The sequence below is a fragment of the Microbacterium sp. Beta genome, assembly GCF_005502545.1.
Classification (GTDB): domain Bacteria; phylum Actinomycetota; class Actinomycetes; order Actinomycetales; family Microbacteriaceae; genus Microbacterium; species Microbacterium oxydans.
The window spans coordinates 1-16,365 of sequence record NZ_SCOG01000013.1; the positions used below are offsets into that span (position 1 = coordinate 1).

At 69.3% G+C, this 16,365-nt stretch carries 21 protein-coding genes; 14 read left to right on the forward strand and 7 right to left on the reverse strand.

What is annotated here, in order from left to right; translation table 11 throughout:
* Positions 1-139 precede the first annotated feature (139 nt).
* Positions 140-1,534, forward strand: a complete 1,395-nt coding sequence (locus FFS56_RS13030) for an AAA family ATPase (RefSeq protein ID WP_046748634.1) — start codon at positions 140-142, stop codon at positions 1,532-1,534.
* 7 nt (positions 1,535-1,541) lie between these two features.
* On the opposite strand, the gene FFS56_RS20810 is transcribed toward FFS56_RS13030, so the two are convergent.
* Positions 1,542-2,189: a biliverdin-producing heme oxygenase gene (locus tag FFS56_RS20810; RefSeq protein WP_046748635.1), complete on the reverse strand. Its 648-nt coding sequence runs from the start codon at positions 2,187-2,189 to the stop codon at positions 1,542-1,544.
* Positions 2,190-2,285: 96 nt separating this feature from the next.
* Entirely contained in the window at positions 2,286-2,600 is a 315-nt protein-coding gene (locus FFS56_RS20815; protein ID WP_113680122.1) for a DUF2470 domain-containing protein, read from the reverse strand.
* A 96-nt stretch (positions 2,601-2,696) separates the two neighbouring features.
* On the opposite strand from FFS56_RS20815, the gene FFS56_RS13045 reads away from it, so the two are divergent.
* From FFS56_RS13045 to FFS56_RS13055, 3 genes are all read left to right on the forward strand, one after another.
* Positions 2,697-3,989 carry a serine hydrolase domain-containing protein gene (locus tag FFS56_RS13045; protein WP_046748636.1) on the forward strand — a complete coding sequence of 431 codons (1,293 nt, stop codon included), beginning with the start codon at positions 2,697-2,699 and terminating at the stop codon, positions 3,987-3,989.
* Between the two features lie 35 nt (positions 3,990-4,024).
* Positions 4,025-5,041: a magnesium/cobalt transporter CorA gene (gene corA / locus FFS56_RS13050; protein WP_046748637.1), complete on the forward strand. Its 1,017-nt coding sequence runs from the start codon at positions 4,025-4,027 to the stop codon at positions 5,039-5,041.
* A gap of 93 nt (positions 5,042-5,134) precedes the next feature.
* Positions 5,135-5,728 (forward strand): isochorismatase family protein, encoded by a 594-nt coding sequence (locus FFS56_RS13055; RefSeq protein ID WP_127012793.1) that lies wholly within the window; start codon positions 5,135-5,137, stop codon positions 5,726-5,728.
* 14 nt (positions 5,729-5,742) lie between these two features.
* Here FFS56_RS13055 and FFS56_RS13060 read toward each other — a convergent pair whose 3' ends face one another.
* Positions 5,743-5,958 (reverse strand): hypothetical protein, encoded by a 216-nt coding sequence (locus tag FFS56_RS13060; RefSeq protein ID WP_046748639.1) that lies wholly within the window; start codon positions 5,956-5,958, stop codon positions 5,743-5,745.
* On the reverse strand, positions 5,945-7,330 hold the full coding sequence (locus FFS56_RS13065; RefSeq protein WP_127012792.1) for an APC family permease: 1,386 nt from the start codon (positions 7,328-7,330) through the stop codon (positions 5,945-5,947). The genes FFS56_RS13060 and FFS56_RS13065 overlap by 14 nt, the downstream gene beginning before the upstream one ends.
* 240 nt (positions 7,331-7,570) lie before the next feature.
* Between FFS56_RS13065 and FFS56_RS13070 the strand changes: the two genes are divergently transcribed.
* Positions 7,571-8,221: an aquaporin gene (locus FFS56_RS13070; RefSeq protein WP_046748641.1), complete on the forward strand. Its 651-nt coding sequence runs from the start codon at positions 7,571-7,573 to the stop codon at positions 8,219-8,221.
* A 76-nt stretch (positions 8,222-8,297) separates the two neighbouring features.
* Here the strand turns inward: FFS56_RS13070 and FFS56_RS13075 are convergent, their stop codons facing one another.
* Together FFS56_RS13075 and FFS56_RS13080 are read right to left on the reverse strand one after the other, a co-directional pair.
* Positions 8,298-9,308, reverse strand: coding sequence for an NADP-dependent oxidoreductase (locus tag FFS56_RS13075; protein WP_127012791.1), 1,011 nt, complete (start codon positions 9,306-9,308; stop codon positions 8,298-8,300).
* Between the two features lie 38 nt (positions 9,309-9,346).
* A complete protein-coding gene (locus FFS56_RS13080; RefSeq protein ID WP_127012790.1) occupies positions 9,347-10,543 on the reverse strand; it encodes an MFS transporter in 1,197 nt (398 codons plus the stop codon).
* 115 nt (positions 10,544-10,658) lie between these two features.
* On the opposite strand from FFS56_RS13080, the gene FFS56_RS13085 reads away from it, so the two are divergent.
* The 9 genes from FFS56_RS13085 (at position 10,659) to FFS56_RS13125 (ending at position 15,307) form a co-directional block, all read left to right on the forward strand.
* Complete coding sequence (locus FFS56_RS13085) at positions 10,659-11,120, forward strand: MarR family transcriptional regulator (RefSeq protein ID WP_046748644.1); 462 nt, start codon at positions 10,659-10,661, stop codon at positions 11,118-11,120.
* A 10-nt stretch (positions 11,121-11,130) separates the two neighbouring features.
* A complete protein-coding gene (locus tag FFS56_RS13090) occupies positions 11,131-11,946 on the forward strand; it encodes a sugar nucleotide-binding protein (protein WP_127012789.1) in 816 nt (271 codons plus the stop codon).
* 44 nt (positions 11,947-11,990) lie between these two features.
* A complete protein-coding gene (locus tag FFS56_RS13095; RefSeq protein WP_046748646.1) occupies positions 11,991-12,626 on the forward strand; it encodes a DUF1684 domain-containing protein in 636 nt (211 codons plus the stop codon).
* Positions 12,627-12,778: 152 nt separating this feature from the next.
* Positions 12,779-13,297: an Asp23/Gls24 family envelope stress response protein gene (locus FFS56_RS13100; RefSeq protein WP_046748647.1), complete on the forward strand. Its 519-nt coding sequence runs from the start codon at positions 12,779-12,781 to the stop codon at positions 13,295-13,297.
* Positions 13,294-13,482, forward strand: a complete 189-nt coding sequence (locus tag FFS56_RS13105; RefSeq protein WP_046748648.1) for a DUF2273 domain-containing protein — start codon at positions 13,294-13,296, stop codon at positions 13,480-13,482. The genes FFS56_RS13100 and FFS56_RS13105 overlap by 4 nt, the downstream gene beginning before the upstream one ends.
* Entirely contained in the window at positions 13,482-13,874 is a 393-nt protein-coding gene (locus FFS56_RS13110) for a hypothetical protein (RefSeq protein WP_046748649.1), read from the forward strand. Before FFS56_RS13105 ends, FFS56_RS13110 begins: the two co-directional genes overlap by 1 nt.
* The gene (locus FFS56_RS13115; protein WP_046748650.1) at positions 13,871-14,455 is read left to right on the forward strand and encodes a DUF6286 domain-containing protein; all 585 of its coding nucleotides are present in this window, start codon (positions 13,871-13,873) and stop codon (positions 14,453-14,455) included. Before FFS56_RS13110 ends, FFS56_RS13115 begins: the two co-directional genes overlap by 4 nt.
* Complete coding sequence (locus FFS56_RS13120) at positions 14,452-15,066, forward strand: hypothetical protein (protein WP_046748651.1); 615 nt, start codon at positions 14,452-14,454, stop codon at positions 15,064-15,066. Before FFS56_RS13115 ends, FFS56_RS13120 begins: the two co-directional genes overlap by 4 nt.
* Before the next feature lie 37 nt (positions 15,067-15,103).
* Positions 15,104-15,307, forward strand: a complete 204-nt coding sequence (locus FFS56_RS13125; protein WP_045263865.1) for a hypothetical protein — start codon at positions 15,104-15,106, stop codon at positions 15,305-15,307.
* A 27-nt stretch (positions 15,308-15,334) separates the two neighbouring features.
* Here FFS56_RS13125 and FFS56_RS13130 read toward each other — a convergent pair whose 3' ends face one another.
* On the reverse strand, positions 15,335-16,339 hold the full coding sequence (locus FFS56_RS13130) for a LacI family DNA-binding transcriptional regulator (protein WP_046748653.1): 1,005 nt from the start codon (positions 16,337-16,339) through the stop codon (positions 15,335-15,337).
* Positions 16,340-16,365 lie beyond the last annotated feature (26 nt).

Below are 16,365 nucleotides of genomic sequence, written 5' to 3' on the forward strand. Positions count from 1 at the left end.
GGCGCGCTCGCACGTGCCCGGTCCATGGCGTCAGTCTAGGAGGGCGTCCTGGGGGGACGCCGAGCGTCGGCGGCCGTGCGCGGATGCCGGGACGTAGCATGGACGAGCGCCCTGTCCGTCCGCTGCCCCTGTGAGAACCGTGTCCCTTCCCGCCCTGTCCGAGGAGCAGCAAGAGCTGTTCCGGCTCATCGAGGACACCGGTGAACACGTCTTCATCACCGGACGAGCCGGTACGGGCAAATCGACCCTCCTTCAGCACTTCGCCTGGAACACGAAGAAGCAGATCGCGATCTGCGCGCCGACCGGCGTCGCGGCGCTCAACGTCGAGGGGCAGACGATCCATTCGCTGTTCCGACTTCCGATCGGCCTGATCGGAGATGCGGACATCGATCAGAACGATGCGACCCGCCGCATCCTGAACGCGATCGAGACGCTCGTGATCGACGAGATCTCCATGGTCAATGCAGACCTGATGGACGCCATCGACCGCTCGCTGCGGCAGGCACGGGGCCGCAGGGGTGAGCCGTTCGGCGGCGTGCAGGTGGTCATGTTCGGCGACCCGTATCAGCTCGCTCCCGTGCCGCCGCGCGGCGACGAGGCCCGCTACGTGCAGGACCACTACCGCTCGTTCTGGTTCTTCGACGCGAAGGTGTGGGCGGGAGGCGGCGGTGGGACCGGCGAGTCGGATCAGGACGGCCTGTTCGCTGTCGACACGCGTGCCGAGCTGCACGTGCGCGAGCTCGTGCAGATCCATCGCCAGTCCGACGACGGGTTCAAGGCCATGCTGAACGCCGTCCGCTACGGGCGCGTCACCGCCGAGATCGCCGGGGTGCTCAACACCCAGGGCGCGCGGACGCCGCCCGATCCCGAGCCGGGTGAAGTGCCGATGATCACGCTCGCCACGCGCAACGACATCGTGAACAGCATCAACAGCCGACACCTGGCTGCGCTGCCGGGTAAGGAGCAGACCGCGCGCGCAGAGGTGAGCGGAGACTTCGGGAGGGGCGAGGCCGCGCTCCCCGCCGAGTCGGAGCTGAAGCTCAAGGTCGGCGCGCAGGTCATGTTCCTGCGCAACGACACCGCGATGTCTGGCGAGCCGCCGCGCTGGGTCAACGGCACGATCGGGACGGTGGTGCGCATCCTCGGAAGTGCCGTGCGGGTCGACATCGACGGCGAGGAGGTCGACGTCGAGCCCGCCGTATGGGAACGGTTCCGCTACGCGTACGACCAGAACACCAAGAAGCTCACCCGCGACGTGGTGGCCGAGTTCACGCAGTTCCCGCTGCGGCTGGCGTGGGCGGTCACGATCCACAAGTCGCAGGGCAAGACCTATGAGCGCGCGATCATCGACCTCGGCTCCGGAGCGTTCGCACCGGGACAGACGTACGTGGCTCTCAGCCGGCTGACCTCGCTCGAGGGGCTCTACCTGTCGCGTCCGCTGCGCCCCCGCGACATCCGCGTGGACGAGGACGTGCGTCGGTTCATGCGCGACGCCTGGCTGGCCGCATCGACGCCGGAGCTGCCGAAGAGCTGAGCGCGGGTCAGGCGGCGGCGCGTGCGCGGTCGAGGTCTTCGAACAGCTCGGTGTTGAAGCGGTAGGCGAGCAGCACCTCGTCGATCACGCGCTCGCGCTCGGCATCGTCCCACGGCGCGGCGTCGAGCTGCTCGCGGTACACGTCCTTGAACGCGGCGGGGTCGGCGATGTCGTCGAACAGGTAGAAGCCGATGCCGTTGGTCTCGAAGCCGAAGCGGCGAGCCATCACGCGTCCGATGAAGATCCCGCCGGACAGGTCGCCGAGGTAGCGGGTGTAGTGGTGCGCGACGAAGCCGCCGGCCCAGGTGGCGCCGACCTGCCGGATGCGGTCGACGTAGCGCTGCGTCGTCGGCAGGGCGACGATCCGCTCGCGCCAGTCGGCTCCGAGCAGGAACTCGAGGTCGGCTTCGAGCGCCGGGAGCCGGGTGAGCTTGTCGGTGATGAAGACGGAGGCCACGGGATCCTGGCGCATGCGGTCACCTGCGGATTCGAGCGCCTCGTAGATGAAGTAGTGCTGAGCGACGAGCGAGATGTAGTCCTCGCGAGACCCTTCGCCCTTCAGGAGGTCGGACATGAAGCCGGCGGTCTCGCTGCGGGAGTGCGATCCGGACGAACGCTCGCGCAGGGCGGCGGAGAAGGAGAGGATCTCGGGCATGAGGCAAGTGTAAGGCTTGCCTTACCTCAGGGGAAGTCCGAGTCGGCAGGCGTGCGCAGTCGTGAGGCGTGCGCAGTCGTCAGGCGTGCGCAGTCGTCAGGCGTGCGGTCGGGGCTCGACGCCCAGGCGCGCGCACGCGGCGTCGTAGAGTGCCACGACCTCCCGGCGCACGGACGGGCGGTCGGCGATCGGACCGCCGGGCCACGGCACGCGCAGCTCGGTCACGATGCCGTCGCGGGTGATGTCCCATGTCCCCGCCTCGCCGTCGAATCCGGTCATGACGGAGTCCGTGATGTGCGCGTCCGAGGTGTCGGCGAAGGCTCGTGCGATGAGCAGGTTGTCGTCGGTGTGGTCGCCGTTCATGTGGCGGAGGACGGCGGTGATCACGTCTGCGTCGAAGGTGTGGGGCACGCTCCCCACCCTATGTCGACCTCCGACCCCGTCGCGGGGCCGACTTTCAGCATCGGCGCTCTAGACTCGGGAGACACGTCTTCGGGGGTTCTATCCATGCAGCTTCTCTCGTCGCGCCGGTGGCGCGCCGCAACGGCGACGGCGGCCGTGCTCGCTCTCGTCCTCACCGGATGCTCTTCCGAGGAGTCCTTCTCCTACACGCCTCCCGCTCAGGTGGACGGCTCGCTTCCCGACGACACCGTCGCCGCGATGCAGGCGGCCGTCGAGAACGCGCTCACCGCGTCCGGGGCGTCCGGCGCCATCGTCGGCGTGTGGGCGCCCTGGAGCGGAAGCTGGGTGGCGGGCATCGGCACGCAGGATCGCGAGGGTGGAACCGAGCTGTCGACGGACATGTCGTTCCGCATCGCGGACGTGACCCGTCTGATGACCTGCGACGTCCTCTACGCCCTCGCCGACCGGAAGGTGGTCGAGCTGGATGCGAACGTCGCCGACTACGTCTCCGGCGTCGCGGACATGCGCGACGAGGGCATCACGCTCCTCGATCTCTGCAACGGGACCAGCGGTGCCGGATCCTCCGAGCCGACCGTGAAGTCGGCCTGGATGAACACCCCTGACCGGGTGTGGTCCCCGCTGGAACTCGCCGGGTTCGGGCTGGCGCGCGACCGGGTCGCCCCGCACACGACCTTCCGCGACTCCGACGCCGGATACCTGCTGCTCGGCCTGGCCCTCGAGCGCGCTTCGGGCATGACGGCCTCCGAACTGATCGCCGAGTACGTCACCGATCCGCTCGGGCTCCCCGATACCTCGCTGCCGGGACCGGCCGCCGCGAAGCCGGGGACCGGAGCTTCCCTGGACGGTCACTACCTCAACGCGGTCGAGGGAGGGTTCGACTGCGCGGCCCCCGTCGACATCACCACGCTGTCCTCCAGCACGGGCTTCACCGATTCGGGCGTCGTGTCGACCATCACCGATCTCGGCCGCTACGCGCAGGCCGAGGCGCAGCAGGCTCTTCGCACCAAAGACAAGCCGGACCGCTTCGGCGCTCCGCTGCCGGTCGCCGAAGGCGCCCCGTCGTGGTACCAGGCCACCGGCGGCGCCTACCTCGTCGGCTCGATGATCGGCCAGCACGGTTGGACACCCGGTTACGCCACCGCCGCATACTCCGATCCGGCGACCGGATTCACCGTGGCCGTGGTGCTCAACGACTCGACGGGCGGCGACGTGTTCTCCCAGCGGCTCTCCTGGGAGCTCGCGGCCATCGCGTCGAAGGCTCCGGCCGCAGCAGGGCAGACCGCGCCGGAGTTCGGTCTTCCTTTCACCGCCGAGCAGTACCACCAGGCGATCACCGATGCCGCGATCCCGTGCGTCGCCCCGCCGGCTGCGGAGTGACCCGCTTCGACTGAGAGGCACGCGAAGGGGCGACGATGGCGATCATCGACAATGCGATCTACGTGGATGGCGTCCGCACCGAGAACCCGGTGACGCTCAGCGAGACCTTCGAGCGCATGCGCGAGCGCGGCGGCATGGGCTGGATAGGCCTCTACCGGCCGAGCGAGGAGGAGATCCGCGAGGTCGCCGACGAGTTCGGCATCCATGCGCTCGTCGTGGAGGACGCCCTCTCCGGTCATCAGCGCGCCAAGCTCGAGCGCTACGGCGACGTGCTGTTCATGGTGCTGCGACCCGCCCGCTATCTCGATGACGTCGAAGAGGTCGAGTTCGGCGAGGTGCACGTCCTCGTCGGGCCGGACTTCGTCGTGACGATCCGGCACGCGGAAGCCCCCGATCTCGGTCGTGTCCGTCGGCGCCTGGAAGCCGACCCTGCGCTCCTCTCCCACGGTCCTGAGGCCGTGCTCTACGCCATCCTCGACGAGGTCGTCGACGAGTACACGCCAGTGCTCGCCGGACTCGAGAACGACATCGACGAGATCGAGAGCCAGCTGTTCGAGGAAGACACCGACGCCACGCAGCGCATCTACGACCTGGGCAGGGAGGTCATCGACTTCCAGCGTGCAACGCAGCCGCTCTCGGGAATGCTCGAGGCGCTCCTGCGCGGGTCCGACAAGTACGAGGTGGGCGAGGAGCTGCGCCGCTACCTTCGCGATGTGCTGGATCACACGCTGCGCGTGAGCGACCGCGCGACCACGTTCCGCACCGTGCTCGACAACGCGCTCACGGTGGAGTCGACCATCGTCGCGCGTCGCCAGAACGAGGAGATGCGGCGGATGACGGAGCTCAGCATCCGTCAGAACGACGAGGTCAAGAAGATCTCGGGGTGGGCGGCCATCCTGTTCGCCCCGACGCTCGTCGGCACGATCTACGGCATGAACTTCGACCACATGCCCGAACTGCACTGGCTGCTCGGCTACCCCATGGCGATCGCGATGATGGTCGCGCTGGGCTTCGGCCTCTACGCCGCGTTCAAGCGCAAGGGCTGGCTCTAGGCACCGTCGCGGTGGCCGGAGCTGTCCGGAATCGTATGCTCGGCGACGGTTCCTCTCCTTGCCGACGAACCAGGCACGGGTGACGATGAGCGGATGAACGCTCACTCCGACACCGCCCTGCTCGTCGTCGATGCGCAGGAGTCGTTCCGTCAGCGCGCCGATGACTGGGCGACCACCGCGAACCCCGCCGTGCTCGAGAACATCGCGCTCCTCGTCGCGCATGCCCGTCGCGTGGGGGACGAGGTCGTCTGGATCACCCACTCCGAGCCCGGGTCCGGCGGCGTGTTCGACCCGGTCAACGGGTTCGTGCGCGTGATCGATGCTCTCGAGCCTCTCGCCTCGGAGCCGGCGTTGACGAAGACCACCATCAACGCCTTCGCGTCGACCGACCTCGAGGAGAGGCTGCGCCGTGATGGCATCCGTCGGCTGGTGGTGTGCGGCATCCGCACCGAGCAGTGCTGCGAGACGACGACGCGGGTGGCTGCCGACCTCGGCTTCGAGGTCGAGTTCATCACGGACGCCACCACGACGTCGTCGATCCCGGCGGCGGGTGCTCTGGCGGCGGTATCGGGGGAGGACATCATGCGACGCACTGAGAGCATCCTCGCCGCCCGCGGTTTCGCCACGATCGGCAGCACCCGGGAGCGGGTGGGCGCATCCGTGGATGAGGCCTCCGCCGCGCCGTGACCCTGAGCAGGGACTCAGTCCTCGGGGTCGGCCTCTGGCATGCCGGGCCCCGGGCCCGGACGCACCGGCGCCTCGGGGGCGATGTCGATGCGGGTGTTGCCGTCGTGCTCGGTGACCTCGACGCGGGGGGCGGCGTCGGCCTCGGTGGCGTCGGGGGCTGATGTCAGCTGATCGTGTCGCTTCTCCGCGCTCGTCATCTCGTCGTCCGTCGTGTGTTCAGGCGTGCTCATGGTTCTCCTTCTGGTCGCCGGCGGGCTCTCCGCCGGAGGGGGCGTTCTTCTTGTCCGCATGTCTTCTGCTCCAGCGCGCCAGCGCGTAGAGCACGCCGCCGACCGCGAGCAGGATCGCCCCGAAGAGCCACACCGCAGGTCGCCGCTGGGTGAGCAGCAGGATGCAGGAGGCGATCCCGAGCACGGGCACGAAGGTCCAGACACGGAAGTGGTCGTGCTCGACGCGGTCGCGACGCAGCACCAGCACGGAGACGTTGACGCTCAGGAAGACGACGAGGAGCAGCAGCACCACGGTCTCGGCGAGGGTGGCCAGATCGCCGACGAGTGTCAGGCCCATCGCCACGAGGGTGGTGGTGAGGATCGCGACCCATGGGGTCTTGCGCTTCGGCAGCACGCGTCCGAGAGCGGCGGGAAGCAGCCCCTGCTCCGCCATGCCGTAGGTGAGACGGCTGACCATGATCATCGTGAGCAGGGCGCCGTTGGCCACGGCGACGAGCGCGATCAGGCTGAACAGCCACGACGGGATGCCTGCTCCCGTCGCCTCGACCACGGCCAGCAGCGGGCCGCTCGACTCCTGCAGCTCGGCGGGAGGCAGGGCGATCGAGCTCGCGAGACCCACCAGGATGTAGACGGCGCCGGCGGTGATGAGGGCTCCGAACAGGGCGCGGGGATACGTGCGACGCGGGTTCTTCACCTCTTCGATCATGTTGGCGGAGGTCTCGAAACCCACGAAGGAGTAGTAGGCGATGACCGCTCCGGACAGCACGGCGATGGCGACGCCGGTCCCCTCAGGGCCCTCGACGGTGCGGGAGGCATCGCCGCCGCCGCCGAAGAAGAAGACCGCCACCACGGCGATCACGATCACCAGGCCGCTGAGCTCGATCGCGGTCATCACGAGGTTGGCGCCCATGGATTCGCGGATTCCGCGGGCGTTGAGGAGGGCGACGAGTGCGAGGAAGGCGATCGCGACAGGGATGGTGGGGAGGTCGAGGAAGGTGCCAAGGTAGTCGCCGGCGAACGCGATGGCGAGTCCGGCCGCGCTGGTCACGCCCGCCGCGAGCATGCTGAACCCCACCAGGAACGAGACGAGGGGGCTGTGGAACGCGCGCTCCGCGAACACGGCAGCGCCCCCAGCGCGAGGGTACTTGGTCACGAGCTCGGCATAGGATCCGGCCGTGAGCATGGCGAGCAGCAATGCCAGGAGCAGCGGGGCCCACAGCATCCCCCCGACCTTCTCGGAGAGCACGCCCATCAGCGCGTAGATGCCCGCACCCAGCACATCGCCGAGGATGAACGCGAACAGGAGGGGGCCGGTGATCGCTCTCCGCAGGCGGGTCGGGGATTCAACCTGCGGCGCGGTCTCGGTGGTCATGCCAGCAGGCTAAACGGGTGCTCAACGGTCCGACCACGGGGTTGACATGGCCGGACCGGACGACGAGGCAGGCGGCCGTCTTCCGTGCCTCCGCCCCGGAGCACTCAGCGGATTCACAGAAAGTCCGCGCGGCTCCCGGAATCGCGGCCGGCGCGGCGATATCCTCGGTGCCGCACGAGGGGCGGACCGGCCGGATGCGCGGGCTTCCTCTCTCGAACTCCCAAGACAAGGGGCTCTCTCATGACCGGTACCGCACGCAAGGCGCTCGCAGAAGCGATCGCCACCTTCCTCTTCGTCCTCGCGATCATCGCGGCAGTGAACAGCGACAGCCCGCTGACTCCGCTCGCGATCGGTTTCACCCTGATGGTGCTCGTGTTCTCGACGGGCCACATCTCCGGTGCTCACCTCAACCCGGCCGTCTCGGTCGGTGTCTTCCTGCGCGGCGGCCTCAGCGTCGTCGACTTCATCAGCTACCTCATCGCCCAGTTCGTCGGTGGTGCGGTCGCTGCGCTCGTCAGCATGTCCGTGTGGCCGGCGGGCGAGAAGGCCATGGTCATCGAGGTCGGCCCGGCGTTCCTGGTCGAGGCGCTCTTCACGCTGATCCTGGTGTGGGTCGTGCTCAACACGGCCACGTCGAAGGACACCGCCGGCAACTCGTTCTACGGGCTCGCGATCGGTGCGACCGTGTTCGTCGGTGCGGCGACCGTCGGATCGATCTCCGGTGGTGGCTTCAACCCCGCCGTCGCACTCGGCCTCTCGGTGAGCGGCCACTTCGCGTGGAGCTCGCTGTGGCTCTACATCGTCGCCCCGGTCGTCGGTGCCGTGATCGCGGCGATCCTGTTCCGCGTGCTCAACACGGACGACGCCAAGAAGATCGCCGCCGCGGAGTAACCACCGCTGCATGCACGAAGCGCCGCATCCTCTCCGGGGGTGCGGCGCTTCTGCGTGGGGCGGCGAGCATCCGTCGTCAGAGTCGGCCGTGCGGGGGATGCTCGTGGGGGCGACGGCTCGTAGCGGTGGTGAGCACGATCTTCCCGGACGCGCGTCCGGCGATGGATCTCGTGTATGCCGCTCTGACCTCCTCGAGCGGGTGCACCGAGTCGATCGGCATCTCGACGCGACCGTCGGCGATCAGCTGCGCGATGATCCCGAGCTCTTCGGTGCCGGCAGCCGACCCTCCGACGCCCCGGACCGGATGCCGCGCGCGGGCGTCGTAGTCGGCGATCGTGTTGATGCGGTCGGCGGGAACGCCGAGTGCGAGAGCCAGCTCGACCGAGCCGTGGCCGACCGTGTCGAGGACGGCGGTGACGCCCTCCGGCGTGGCGGCGCGGAGCAGATCCGCGAGAGCAGGCCCGTAGGGGAGAGGCTCGATGCCGAGGCGGCGCAGCAGGGGGTGATTCCTCGGGCTGGCCGTTCCGAGCACGCGGGCCCCGCGCAGCACGCAGAGCTGGGCGGTGAGGATGCCGACACCACCGGCTGCACCGCTGACGAGGACGACATCACCCGCGGTGATCCCCAGTGACCGCACGCTGGCGACGGCTGTGCGGCCGGTGACGTTGAGGGCGCCTGCTTCGACGAGACCGAGACCTGCGGGAACCTCGACCAGCACGGCGGGGTCGATCACGAGGTGGTCCGCCTGCGCGTGGTAGCGGAGCCCACCGAACACCGCATCGCCGATCCGCCAACCGCGCGCGTCGTGAGCCCGGGCTTCGCCCGCCCCATCGCCGAGCGCCTGGATCGTGCCGGAGAAGTCGTAGCCGTTGCCCGAAGGGAGGCTGCGCTCGTAGGGATCGTGCATCGGCCGTCCGCTGAACAGCTTCCAGTCCACCGGGTTCACTCCGGCGGCCGCTACGCGGACGAGCACTTCGCCGCGGGCCGGGCGCGGTACCGCTCGACGTTCGAGTTCGAGCACCTCGGGGCCGCCGAAACGGCGGAACACGACGCGTCGTGATGTCGTGTCCGCCAGTTCGGATGCCATGCGGCCAGCCTAGGAGCCGGTGAGGGTCCGGGCGCGGCTCAGTCGACGGACACGGGTGTGGTCGCGGTGGGGGTCGCCTCGCGGGTCGCGGTGCTCCGCGCACGCGCGGCGGCGACGACCATCACGATCAGGGCGATGGCGGTGAGGATCGCGCCCAGCCAGATCGGGGAGGTGTAGCCGAGTCCTGCGGAGATGCCGAGTCCGCCCGCCCAGGCGCCGAGTGCGTTGCCGACGTTGAACGCGCCGATGTTGGCCCCGGAGGCGAGGGTCGGAGCGCCTCCGGCGTACTTCATGACACGGCTCTGCAGCCCGGGAACGGTGCCGAATCCGAAGCCGCCCATCAGGAACAGGGCGATGATCGTCGCGATGCCGGACTGCGCTGACATCGCGAACACGGCGAGGACGACGACGAGTGCGGCGATGAAGATCAGGAGAGTACGGTCGATCGTGCGGTCGGCGAGTCGCCCGCCCAGCCAGTTGCCGAGCACGAGGCCGGCGCCGAAGAGCACCAGCAGCCACGGCACGGCGGACGACGCGAATCCGCTCACCTCGGTCAGCGTGTAGGCGATGTAGGTGAAGGCGCCGAACATCCCGCCGAACGCGAGGATCGTGACGACGAGCGAGAACCAGACCTGTCCCGAACGGAACGCCGCCAGCTCCCCGCGGAGGCTCACCTGTTCGGTGGGGCGGGGGAGGCGCGGCACGAGCAGGGCGATACCGATGAACGCCAGCACGCCGATGCCCGAGATCGCCCAGAAGGTCGAGCGCCATCCCAGCTCCTGGCCGAGGAAGGTGCCGAACGGCACTCCGAAGACGTTCGCGGCAGTGAGGCCCGTGAACATGATCGCGATCGCGCCGGCCTTCTTCTCGGGGGCGACCAGGCCGGCGGCGACCACGGAGCCGATGCCGAAGAACGCGCCGTGACAGAGGGCGGCGACGATGCGGCCGACCATCGCTGTGCCGAAGTCGTCCGCGAGCGCGGTGAGCACGTTGCCGATGATGAAGAGCACGATCAGACCGAGCAGCACGGGCTTGCGGGGCAACCGCGTGGCCGCTGCGGTGAGCACGAGTGCGCCGACGACGACAGCGAGTGCGTAGCCGGAGATGAGCCAGCCGGCAGCCGACTCGGTGACCCCGAAGTCTCGGGCGACGTCGGGGAGCAGGCCCATGATCACGAACTCGGTGAGTCCGATGCCGAACGCCCCGATGGCGAGGGCGATCAGTCCTAGAGGCATGACGACTCTCCTGATAGATTGGAGGGAATGTTTGCAGGCGCGGCATATTGCGCGTCGAAGGATAATGATTGCACGCGCAAGTATCCGGCGCAAGCAACTATCGCGGAGGATGGCCATGGGAATCGGTGACGACGCCGTCGAGGTGCGCGCACAGGGGTGGCGCACGCTCGCCGCGCTGCACGGGCTGATCGAGACTGCTCTCGAGCGGCGCCTGGGTGAGACGGTCGAGCTCTCCGTGGTCGAGTACACCGTGCTCGATGCCCTCGATCGCCAGGACGGGTGGCACATGCGCATGCAGCAGCTCGCCCGTGCGGCAGCCCTGAGCCCCAGCGCCACCACGCGGCTGGTGAACCGGTTGGAGGATCGAGGCCTCCTCACGCGCATCCTCTGCGCCGACGACCGTCGCGGCATCTACACCGAACTCACTCCCGCCGGCCGCGAGCTGTACGAACGCGCGCACCCCATCCACGATGCGGCGCTCGAGCAGGTGCTGGAGGAAGCAGCGGCGCAGCCCGAGCTCGCTCCCGTGGTCGATGCGCTGCACGGCGTCGCACTCCCTGTGCTGACCGCCGGCTGAGCGGAGCTCCGTGAGCACTCTCGATCCGGCACCCCGCCGCACCCTCCTCGTCGGCTACGGCAAGCTCGCCACCCGCCTCGCGCCGCTGCTTCTCGCCCGCGGCGAGGAGGTGATCGCGCTCCGACGCACCGAGGGAGCACTTCCCGACGGGGTCGGGGGCATCGCCGCCGACCTGGCGCACCCGTTGCCGACTTCTCTCGAGCGGGTCGACGCGGTGCTCGTCACGCTGCCGCCCGGCGATACCGAGACCTCTTACCGCACTGCTCTGGGGCACCTCGCGTGCGCCCTCCCGGATCCTCCCGCCCGGACGGTCTTCGTCTCCTCGACGGGGGTGTTCGAGGGGGCGGATCCCGATCATCCTCTGACGGAGGAGGACGAGCCGACGCCGACGACACCGCGATCGCGCGGACTCGTCGACGGCGAGAGGGCCGCGGTGGAGCTCTTCGACGCCGTCGTCGTGCGCCCGGCTGGCATCTACGGGCCGGGGCGGGATTTCCTGGTGCGGAAGGTGCGCGAGGGCGCGGCCGTCGATCATTCCCGCCGCACGAACCGCATCCACGAGAGCGACCTCGTGCGCGCCCTCGACCTGCTGCTGCGGATGGACGACCCGCCTCGCGTGCTGCATGCCGTCGACCAGGGCCCCGCTCCACTCGGAGACGTCGTGCGGTTCCTCGCCGCACGGCTGAATGCGCAGGTGCCGCCGGATTCGGGGCCGGCCGGACCGCGCGGCGTCGTGTACGACGGGACTCTGCTGCTCTCCCTCCTCGGTGGCCTGGAACACCCGACGTACGAGTCGGGCTACGCGCGGATGGTCGACACCGCCTGACGGGGGCCGCACCGGATCTCCGCGACGGCGTCTAGCCTGAGGGCATGACCAGCGCACCTGCACGCACCGCCCTCGAGGTCGTCGACTGGCGACGTCGGGTGTTCGCCCTGTACGACGCCGTGCGCGGCGCCGACTCCGCGGAGGAAGCGCACGAGCTCTGGCGGATCGAGCGCGACGATCTGATGCTCCACCACCCGGCGACGCCGCTGCTGCCCGAGGACCGAGCGCTGTTCGAGGGGCTGCCGATCGCCTCGTACGACGCGCAGTGGCGCTTCGAGCTGCCGATCCTCCCCGCCGACCCCGGGGGGTTCGACTTCGCGACCGGCACCGACGGCATCGTGCCCTTCGAGCGGATCGGGCGCGTGGAGGTGCCGGATGCGGGGTCGCTCGATGTCTGGCGACTGACCACCTACGGCGGCGGGCTCTTCGTGCCCGTGCGCGATGCGCTCGCCGGGGGCGTCGGCGGGACCTACGGCGGCGGACGCTATCTCGTCGACACGATCAAGGGCGCCGATCTCGGATCCGATGCGGCGCGTGGCACGATCGTGCTCGACTTCAACTTCGCCTACAACCCCTCGTGCGCCTATGACCCGGCTTGGGCGTGCCCGCTCGCGCAACCGGGCAATGTGCTCTCCGTTCCGGTCCCCGTCGGCGAGATGTACGGCGGCGCGGGCGTCTGAGTGCCCCTCGGCGGGCGCTCCCGGGCGCTGCGGAAACGACTTTGTGACGAATCCGCCGGCACATCCGTCCTATCTCCGAGCGAGCGTTTCGCTCCCGGCGGGAGTTCCACACGGGACCCACGGCCGGTCTTCAGATCGAGATGGGACACCTCATGGCAAACCAGGACCAGACCACCCCCGCTCCGGCCGAGAAGGAGCTCGCACAGGCCGCTCCGAAGGCCGCCGGCGCTTCCGCGTCGCGCGTCGACCGGTCGAGCGGATTCTCCTCTTCGCGCGTCCCCGCCGACGAGAACGCCGCGGGCAAGACCACCATCGCCGACGGTGTCGTGGCCAAGGTCGCCGGCATCGCCGCGCGTGAGGTCGCCGGCGTCTACGCCCTCGGTGGCGGAGGCGCACGCGCCTTCGGCGCCATCCGCGACGTGATCAACGCGACCGACCTCGCGCAGGGCGTGAAGGTCGAGGTCGGCGACACGCAGGCAGCGGCCGACCTGACCATCGTCGTCGAGTACCCGGCGCCCATCCAGGACGTCGCCAACAACGTCCGTGCCGCTGTCGCCGGTGCGATCAGCCGTCTGGTCGGTCTCGAGGTCGTCGAGGTCAACGTCGAGGTCAACGACGTGCACGTGCCCGGTGACGACAGCGACGACAACGAGGAGTCGCGCGTCTCATGAGCGCCACAACGGTCGGCGCCCTGATCGGCGCACTGCTGGCCCTCGCCGCCCTGCTGTTCGGGTTCTGGGGGTTCCTCCTCATGGCTCTCTTCGCGGGCATCGGGGCGCTCGTCGGCCGGATCGCCTCCGGCAAGCTCGACGTCCGCGGACTCGCCGACGTCTTCACCGGGCGGCGTACCTCCTGATGGGTGCCGACCAGCACATCGCCGGCGGCGCGCTCTCCGGAGCCGCCGCCGGCGGGGCCGCCGTCCGCGGTCGCGTCGAGGTGAAGGACCGCGTCTACCGCACCGTCACCGAGAAGGCGTCCGCGACGTTGATCGGGGTGCCTCGCAGCGACGTGAAGGTCGATGTCGCGGAGCACCCGCGCGGGGTCACCGTGCGCATCGCCACGCCCCTTCCCGTCCCGAGCCTGGACGACACGGCAGCGATCGCTCGGGCCGTGCCCGTCCTGGAGCGGGCACGCGAACTGCAGGAACAGCTGCAGCAGAACCTGAGCACGATCCTCGGGCGCAACGTCATCCGCATCAACCTCACCGTCACCGGTGCCGTCATCCCGGAAAGGAGACGAGTGAAATGAGCACCCCGGTCCTGCGCCGCGTCATCCGACGCGAGACGCACTCGCCGCGAACCGTCGCGATGTTCGTCGCGGTCGTCCTGCTCATCCTCGCCCTCGCGTACATCGGACTCGAGATCGTGCTGAGCCTCGCCGCGCAGCCCGCCCTCCTGGTCGGTCCTGCCGCAGCGGCGGGCTGGCTGATCGGCTTGCCCACGGCACAGCCCGCCGGTCTCGTGATCGCCGGCAGTGTCGTGCTCGCCCTCATCGGACTGGTCTTCATCGTGCTCGCCGTCACACCGGGACGACTGTCGAGGCATGTCCTCGATGCGGGTGGACGCGCGGTCGTCGTCGACAACGGCGTGATCGCCAGCGCCCTGGCCCAGCACCTCGCCGAGGAGACGGGACTCACCCGCGACAGCATCACCGTCGGTGTCGGACACCGCACCGTCGACGTGACCGTGCGGCCCGGCATCGGAGTGCCGCTGGACAAGGCCGACGTGCAGGCGGCGGCCGAAGCGGAGCTGCAGACGTACCGGCTGACCGACAAGGTGCGCACCCGCGTGCGCATCGAGCGTCCCACCGAGAAGGAAGACGAGCTGTGAACAACACGAATCGCGCGTTGAACCGCATCCTGCTGCTGATCATCGGGCTGCTGTTCCTCGCCCTCGGTGCGGTGGGCATCGCCATCATGAGCTGGCCCACCCTGTCGGACATCTGGACCGCGGCAGGCAAGGACGCTCGGTCCTGGCTCGACCAGGCCATCGCCGCGACCGCGATCGCCGGTGGCGGCCTGTCGTGGATCGGCATCGGCGCCGTCGCAGCGATCGTGGTCGTGATCGTGCTGCTGATCCTCGCGCTCACGAGCATCGCGGGGCGTCGGTCGAAGACGGTGCTGCGTTCCAGCGGAGCGCAGAACCCGCTGGGTCGGGTGACCGTGAACGAGTCGTTCGTCTCCGACGCCGTGAAGAACTCCCTCACCACCCGCGATGAGGTTCTGTCCGCGCAGGTCACTGCCAATGACATCCGTCGCCGCCCTGTGCTGCACGTGGCTGTGACGCCGCGTCAGAACACCGATCCGCGAGAGCTCGTCGACCACGTCGATCGCCTCCTCGCCAACCTCGCCGTGCTGACGGGGCGCGACACCGACACCTTCGTCTCGGTGCACACGAGCCTGCGGGCTCGCCTCGCCCACGACCAGCGTCGGCTCTCCTGACCCGACGCTCCTCCGCAGCCCCCAGAAAGCAGGCATCATGCGCAACAAGATCCTCCTCATCGTCGGCGTCGCCTTCGTCGCGTACGTGTTCGGGAGCAGGGCGGCGACGGTGCAGATCAACAAGGGCGAGTCGGTGAGGCATCAGCTGGTGCGGATGTGGAACGACCCGAAGGCCAGGAAGCAGCGCCGGAAGACGGCGGAGAGAGCGGCGAAGAAGGCGAAGAGAGCCCTCGGGCGCTGAGAGCCCGCCGCGGCGAACGGCTCGCTCTCAGGCCGGTCGCGCGGTCGACTCCCGCACGACGAGCTCGGGCTGGAACACCACGCGTTCCCGCCCGGCGTGACCGCCGGCTTCTCGCAGCATCAGATCGACGGCCGTGTATCCGATGAGTTCGGCGGGCTGGCGGATCGACGAGAGCGGGACCACGGCGGCGGCCGCGAAGTCGATGTCGTCGTAGCCGATGAGGGCGATCTCGTCCGGGACCCGGATGCTGCTGCGCATCATGAGTGCTTGCAGCACCCCCATCGCGAGGAGGTCGTTCGCGGCGAAGACGGCATCGGGTCGATCTTCGGGTGCACGTGCGCTGAGGGTCTCGCCGGCGGCACGGCCCGAGAGCACGCTCAGCGAATCGGTCAGGATCACTTCGAGGGAGATGCCGGCCTCGTTCGCGGCTCTGCTGGCTCCCTCCAGGCGGTCGACCACCTGTCGGATGCCCATCGGACCCCCGACGAAGGCGATGCGTCGTCGTCCCTGCGCCGCGAGATGCTGCACGGCGAGGTAGCCACCGCCGACGTCGTCGACCGATACCGAGGAGAAGCTCTCGTCGGCGACTTCCCGGTCGACGAGCACCACGGTGGTGCCGCGATCGCGCAGACGTCGCAATCGCGGGAGGTCGTCGGCGAGCGGAGAGATGAGCAGACCGGCGATGCGCTGCTCCTCGAAGAGGTCGATGTAGGCGCGCTCGCGTTCGACCTTCTCGTCGCTGTTGCCGAGTGTGACCGTCATCCGCGCCTCGGCGGCCCGTTCCTCGGCGCCGCGGGCGATGTCGGTGAAGAACGGGTTGCGCACGTCGAGCACGACCAGGCCTATCGAGCGACTGTGTCCTGCGCGCAGCTGCCTGGCGGCGTCGTTGCGCACGAAGCCGAGCTTCTCGATCGCCGCTGTGACGCGTTCGACGGTGGCGGGAGACACCTTGTCCGGGTGGTTCAGGACGTTCGAGACGGTCCCGACCGAGACGGATGCGGCGAGTGCGACATCTCGAACACTGACGACCACGGCGTGATTCCTTTCCGCGCCATCCG

Bases quoted from the DNA above. Each gene is read 5' to 3' on its own strand.
- FFS56_RS13115 (WP_046748650.1), top strand. From the start codon at position 13,871: ATGAGCACCCCGGTCCTGCGCCGCGTCATCCGACGCGAGACGCACTCG.
- FFS56_RS13100 (WP_046748647.1), top strand. From the start codon at position 12,779: ATGGCAAACCAGGACCAGACCACCCCCGCTCCGGCCGAGAAGGAGCTC.
- FFS56_RS13070 (WP_046748641.1), top strand. From the start codon at position 7,571: ATGACCGGTACCGCACGCAAGGCGCTCGCAGAAGCGATCGCCACCTTC.
- FFS56_RS13125 (WP_045263865.1), top strand. From the start codon at position 15,104: ATGCGCAACAAGATCCTCCTCATCGTCGGCGTCGCCTTCGTCGCGTAC.
- FFS56_RS13075 (WP_127012791.1), bottom strand. From the start codon at position 9,308: ATGGCATCCGAACTGGCGGACACGACATCACGACGCGTCGTGTTCCGC.
- FFS56_RS13095 (WP_046748646.1), top strand. From the start codon at position 11,991: ATGACCAGCGCACCTGCACGCACCGCCCTCGAGGTCGTCGACTGGCGA.
- FFS56_RS20810 (WP_046748635.1), bottom strand. From the start codon at position 2,189: ATGCCCGAGATCCTCTCCTTCTCCGCCGCCCTGCGCGAGCGTTCGTCC.
- corA (WP_046748637.1), top strand. From the start codon at position 4,025: ATGGCGATCATCGACAATGCGATCTACGTGGATGGCGTCCGCACCGAG.
- FFS56_RS13085 (WP_046748644.1), top strand. From the start codon at position 10,659: ATGGGAATCGGTGACGACGCCGTCGAGGTGCGCGCACAGGGGTGGCGC.
- FFS56_RS13045 (WP_046748636.1), top strand. From the start codon at position 2,697: ATGCAGCTTCTCTCGTCGCGCCGGTGGCGCGCCGCAACGGCGACGGCG.
- FFS56_RS13055 (WP_127012793.1), top strand. From the start codon at position 5,135: ATGAACGCTCACTCCGACACCGCCCTGCTCGTCGTCGATGCGCAGGAG.
- FFS56_RS13065 (WP_127012792.1), bottom strand. From the start codon at position 7,330: ATGACCACCGAGACCGCGCCGCAGGTTGAATCCCCGACCCGCCTGCGG.
- FFS56_RS13105 (WP_046748648.1), top strand. From the start codon at position 13,294: ATGAGCGCCACAACGGTCGGCGCCCTGATCGGCGCACTGCTGGCCCTC.
- FFS56_RS13110 (WP_046748649.1), top strand. From the start codon at position 13,482: ATGGGTGCCGACCAGCACATCGCCGGCGGCGCGCTCTCCGGAGCCGCC.
- FFS56_RS13080 (WP_127012790.1), bottom strand. From the start codon at position 10,543: ATGCCTCTAGGACTGATCGCCCTCGCCATCGGGGCGTTCGGCATCGGA.
- FFS56_RS13060 (WP_046748639.1), bottom strand. From the start codon at position 5,958: ATGAGCACGCCTGAACACACGACGGACGACGAGATGACGAGCGCGGAG.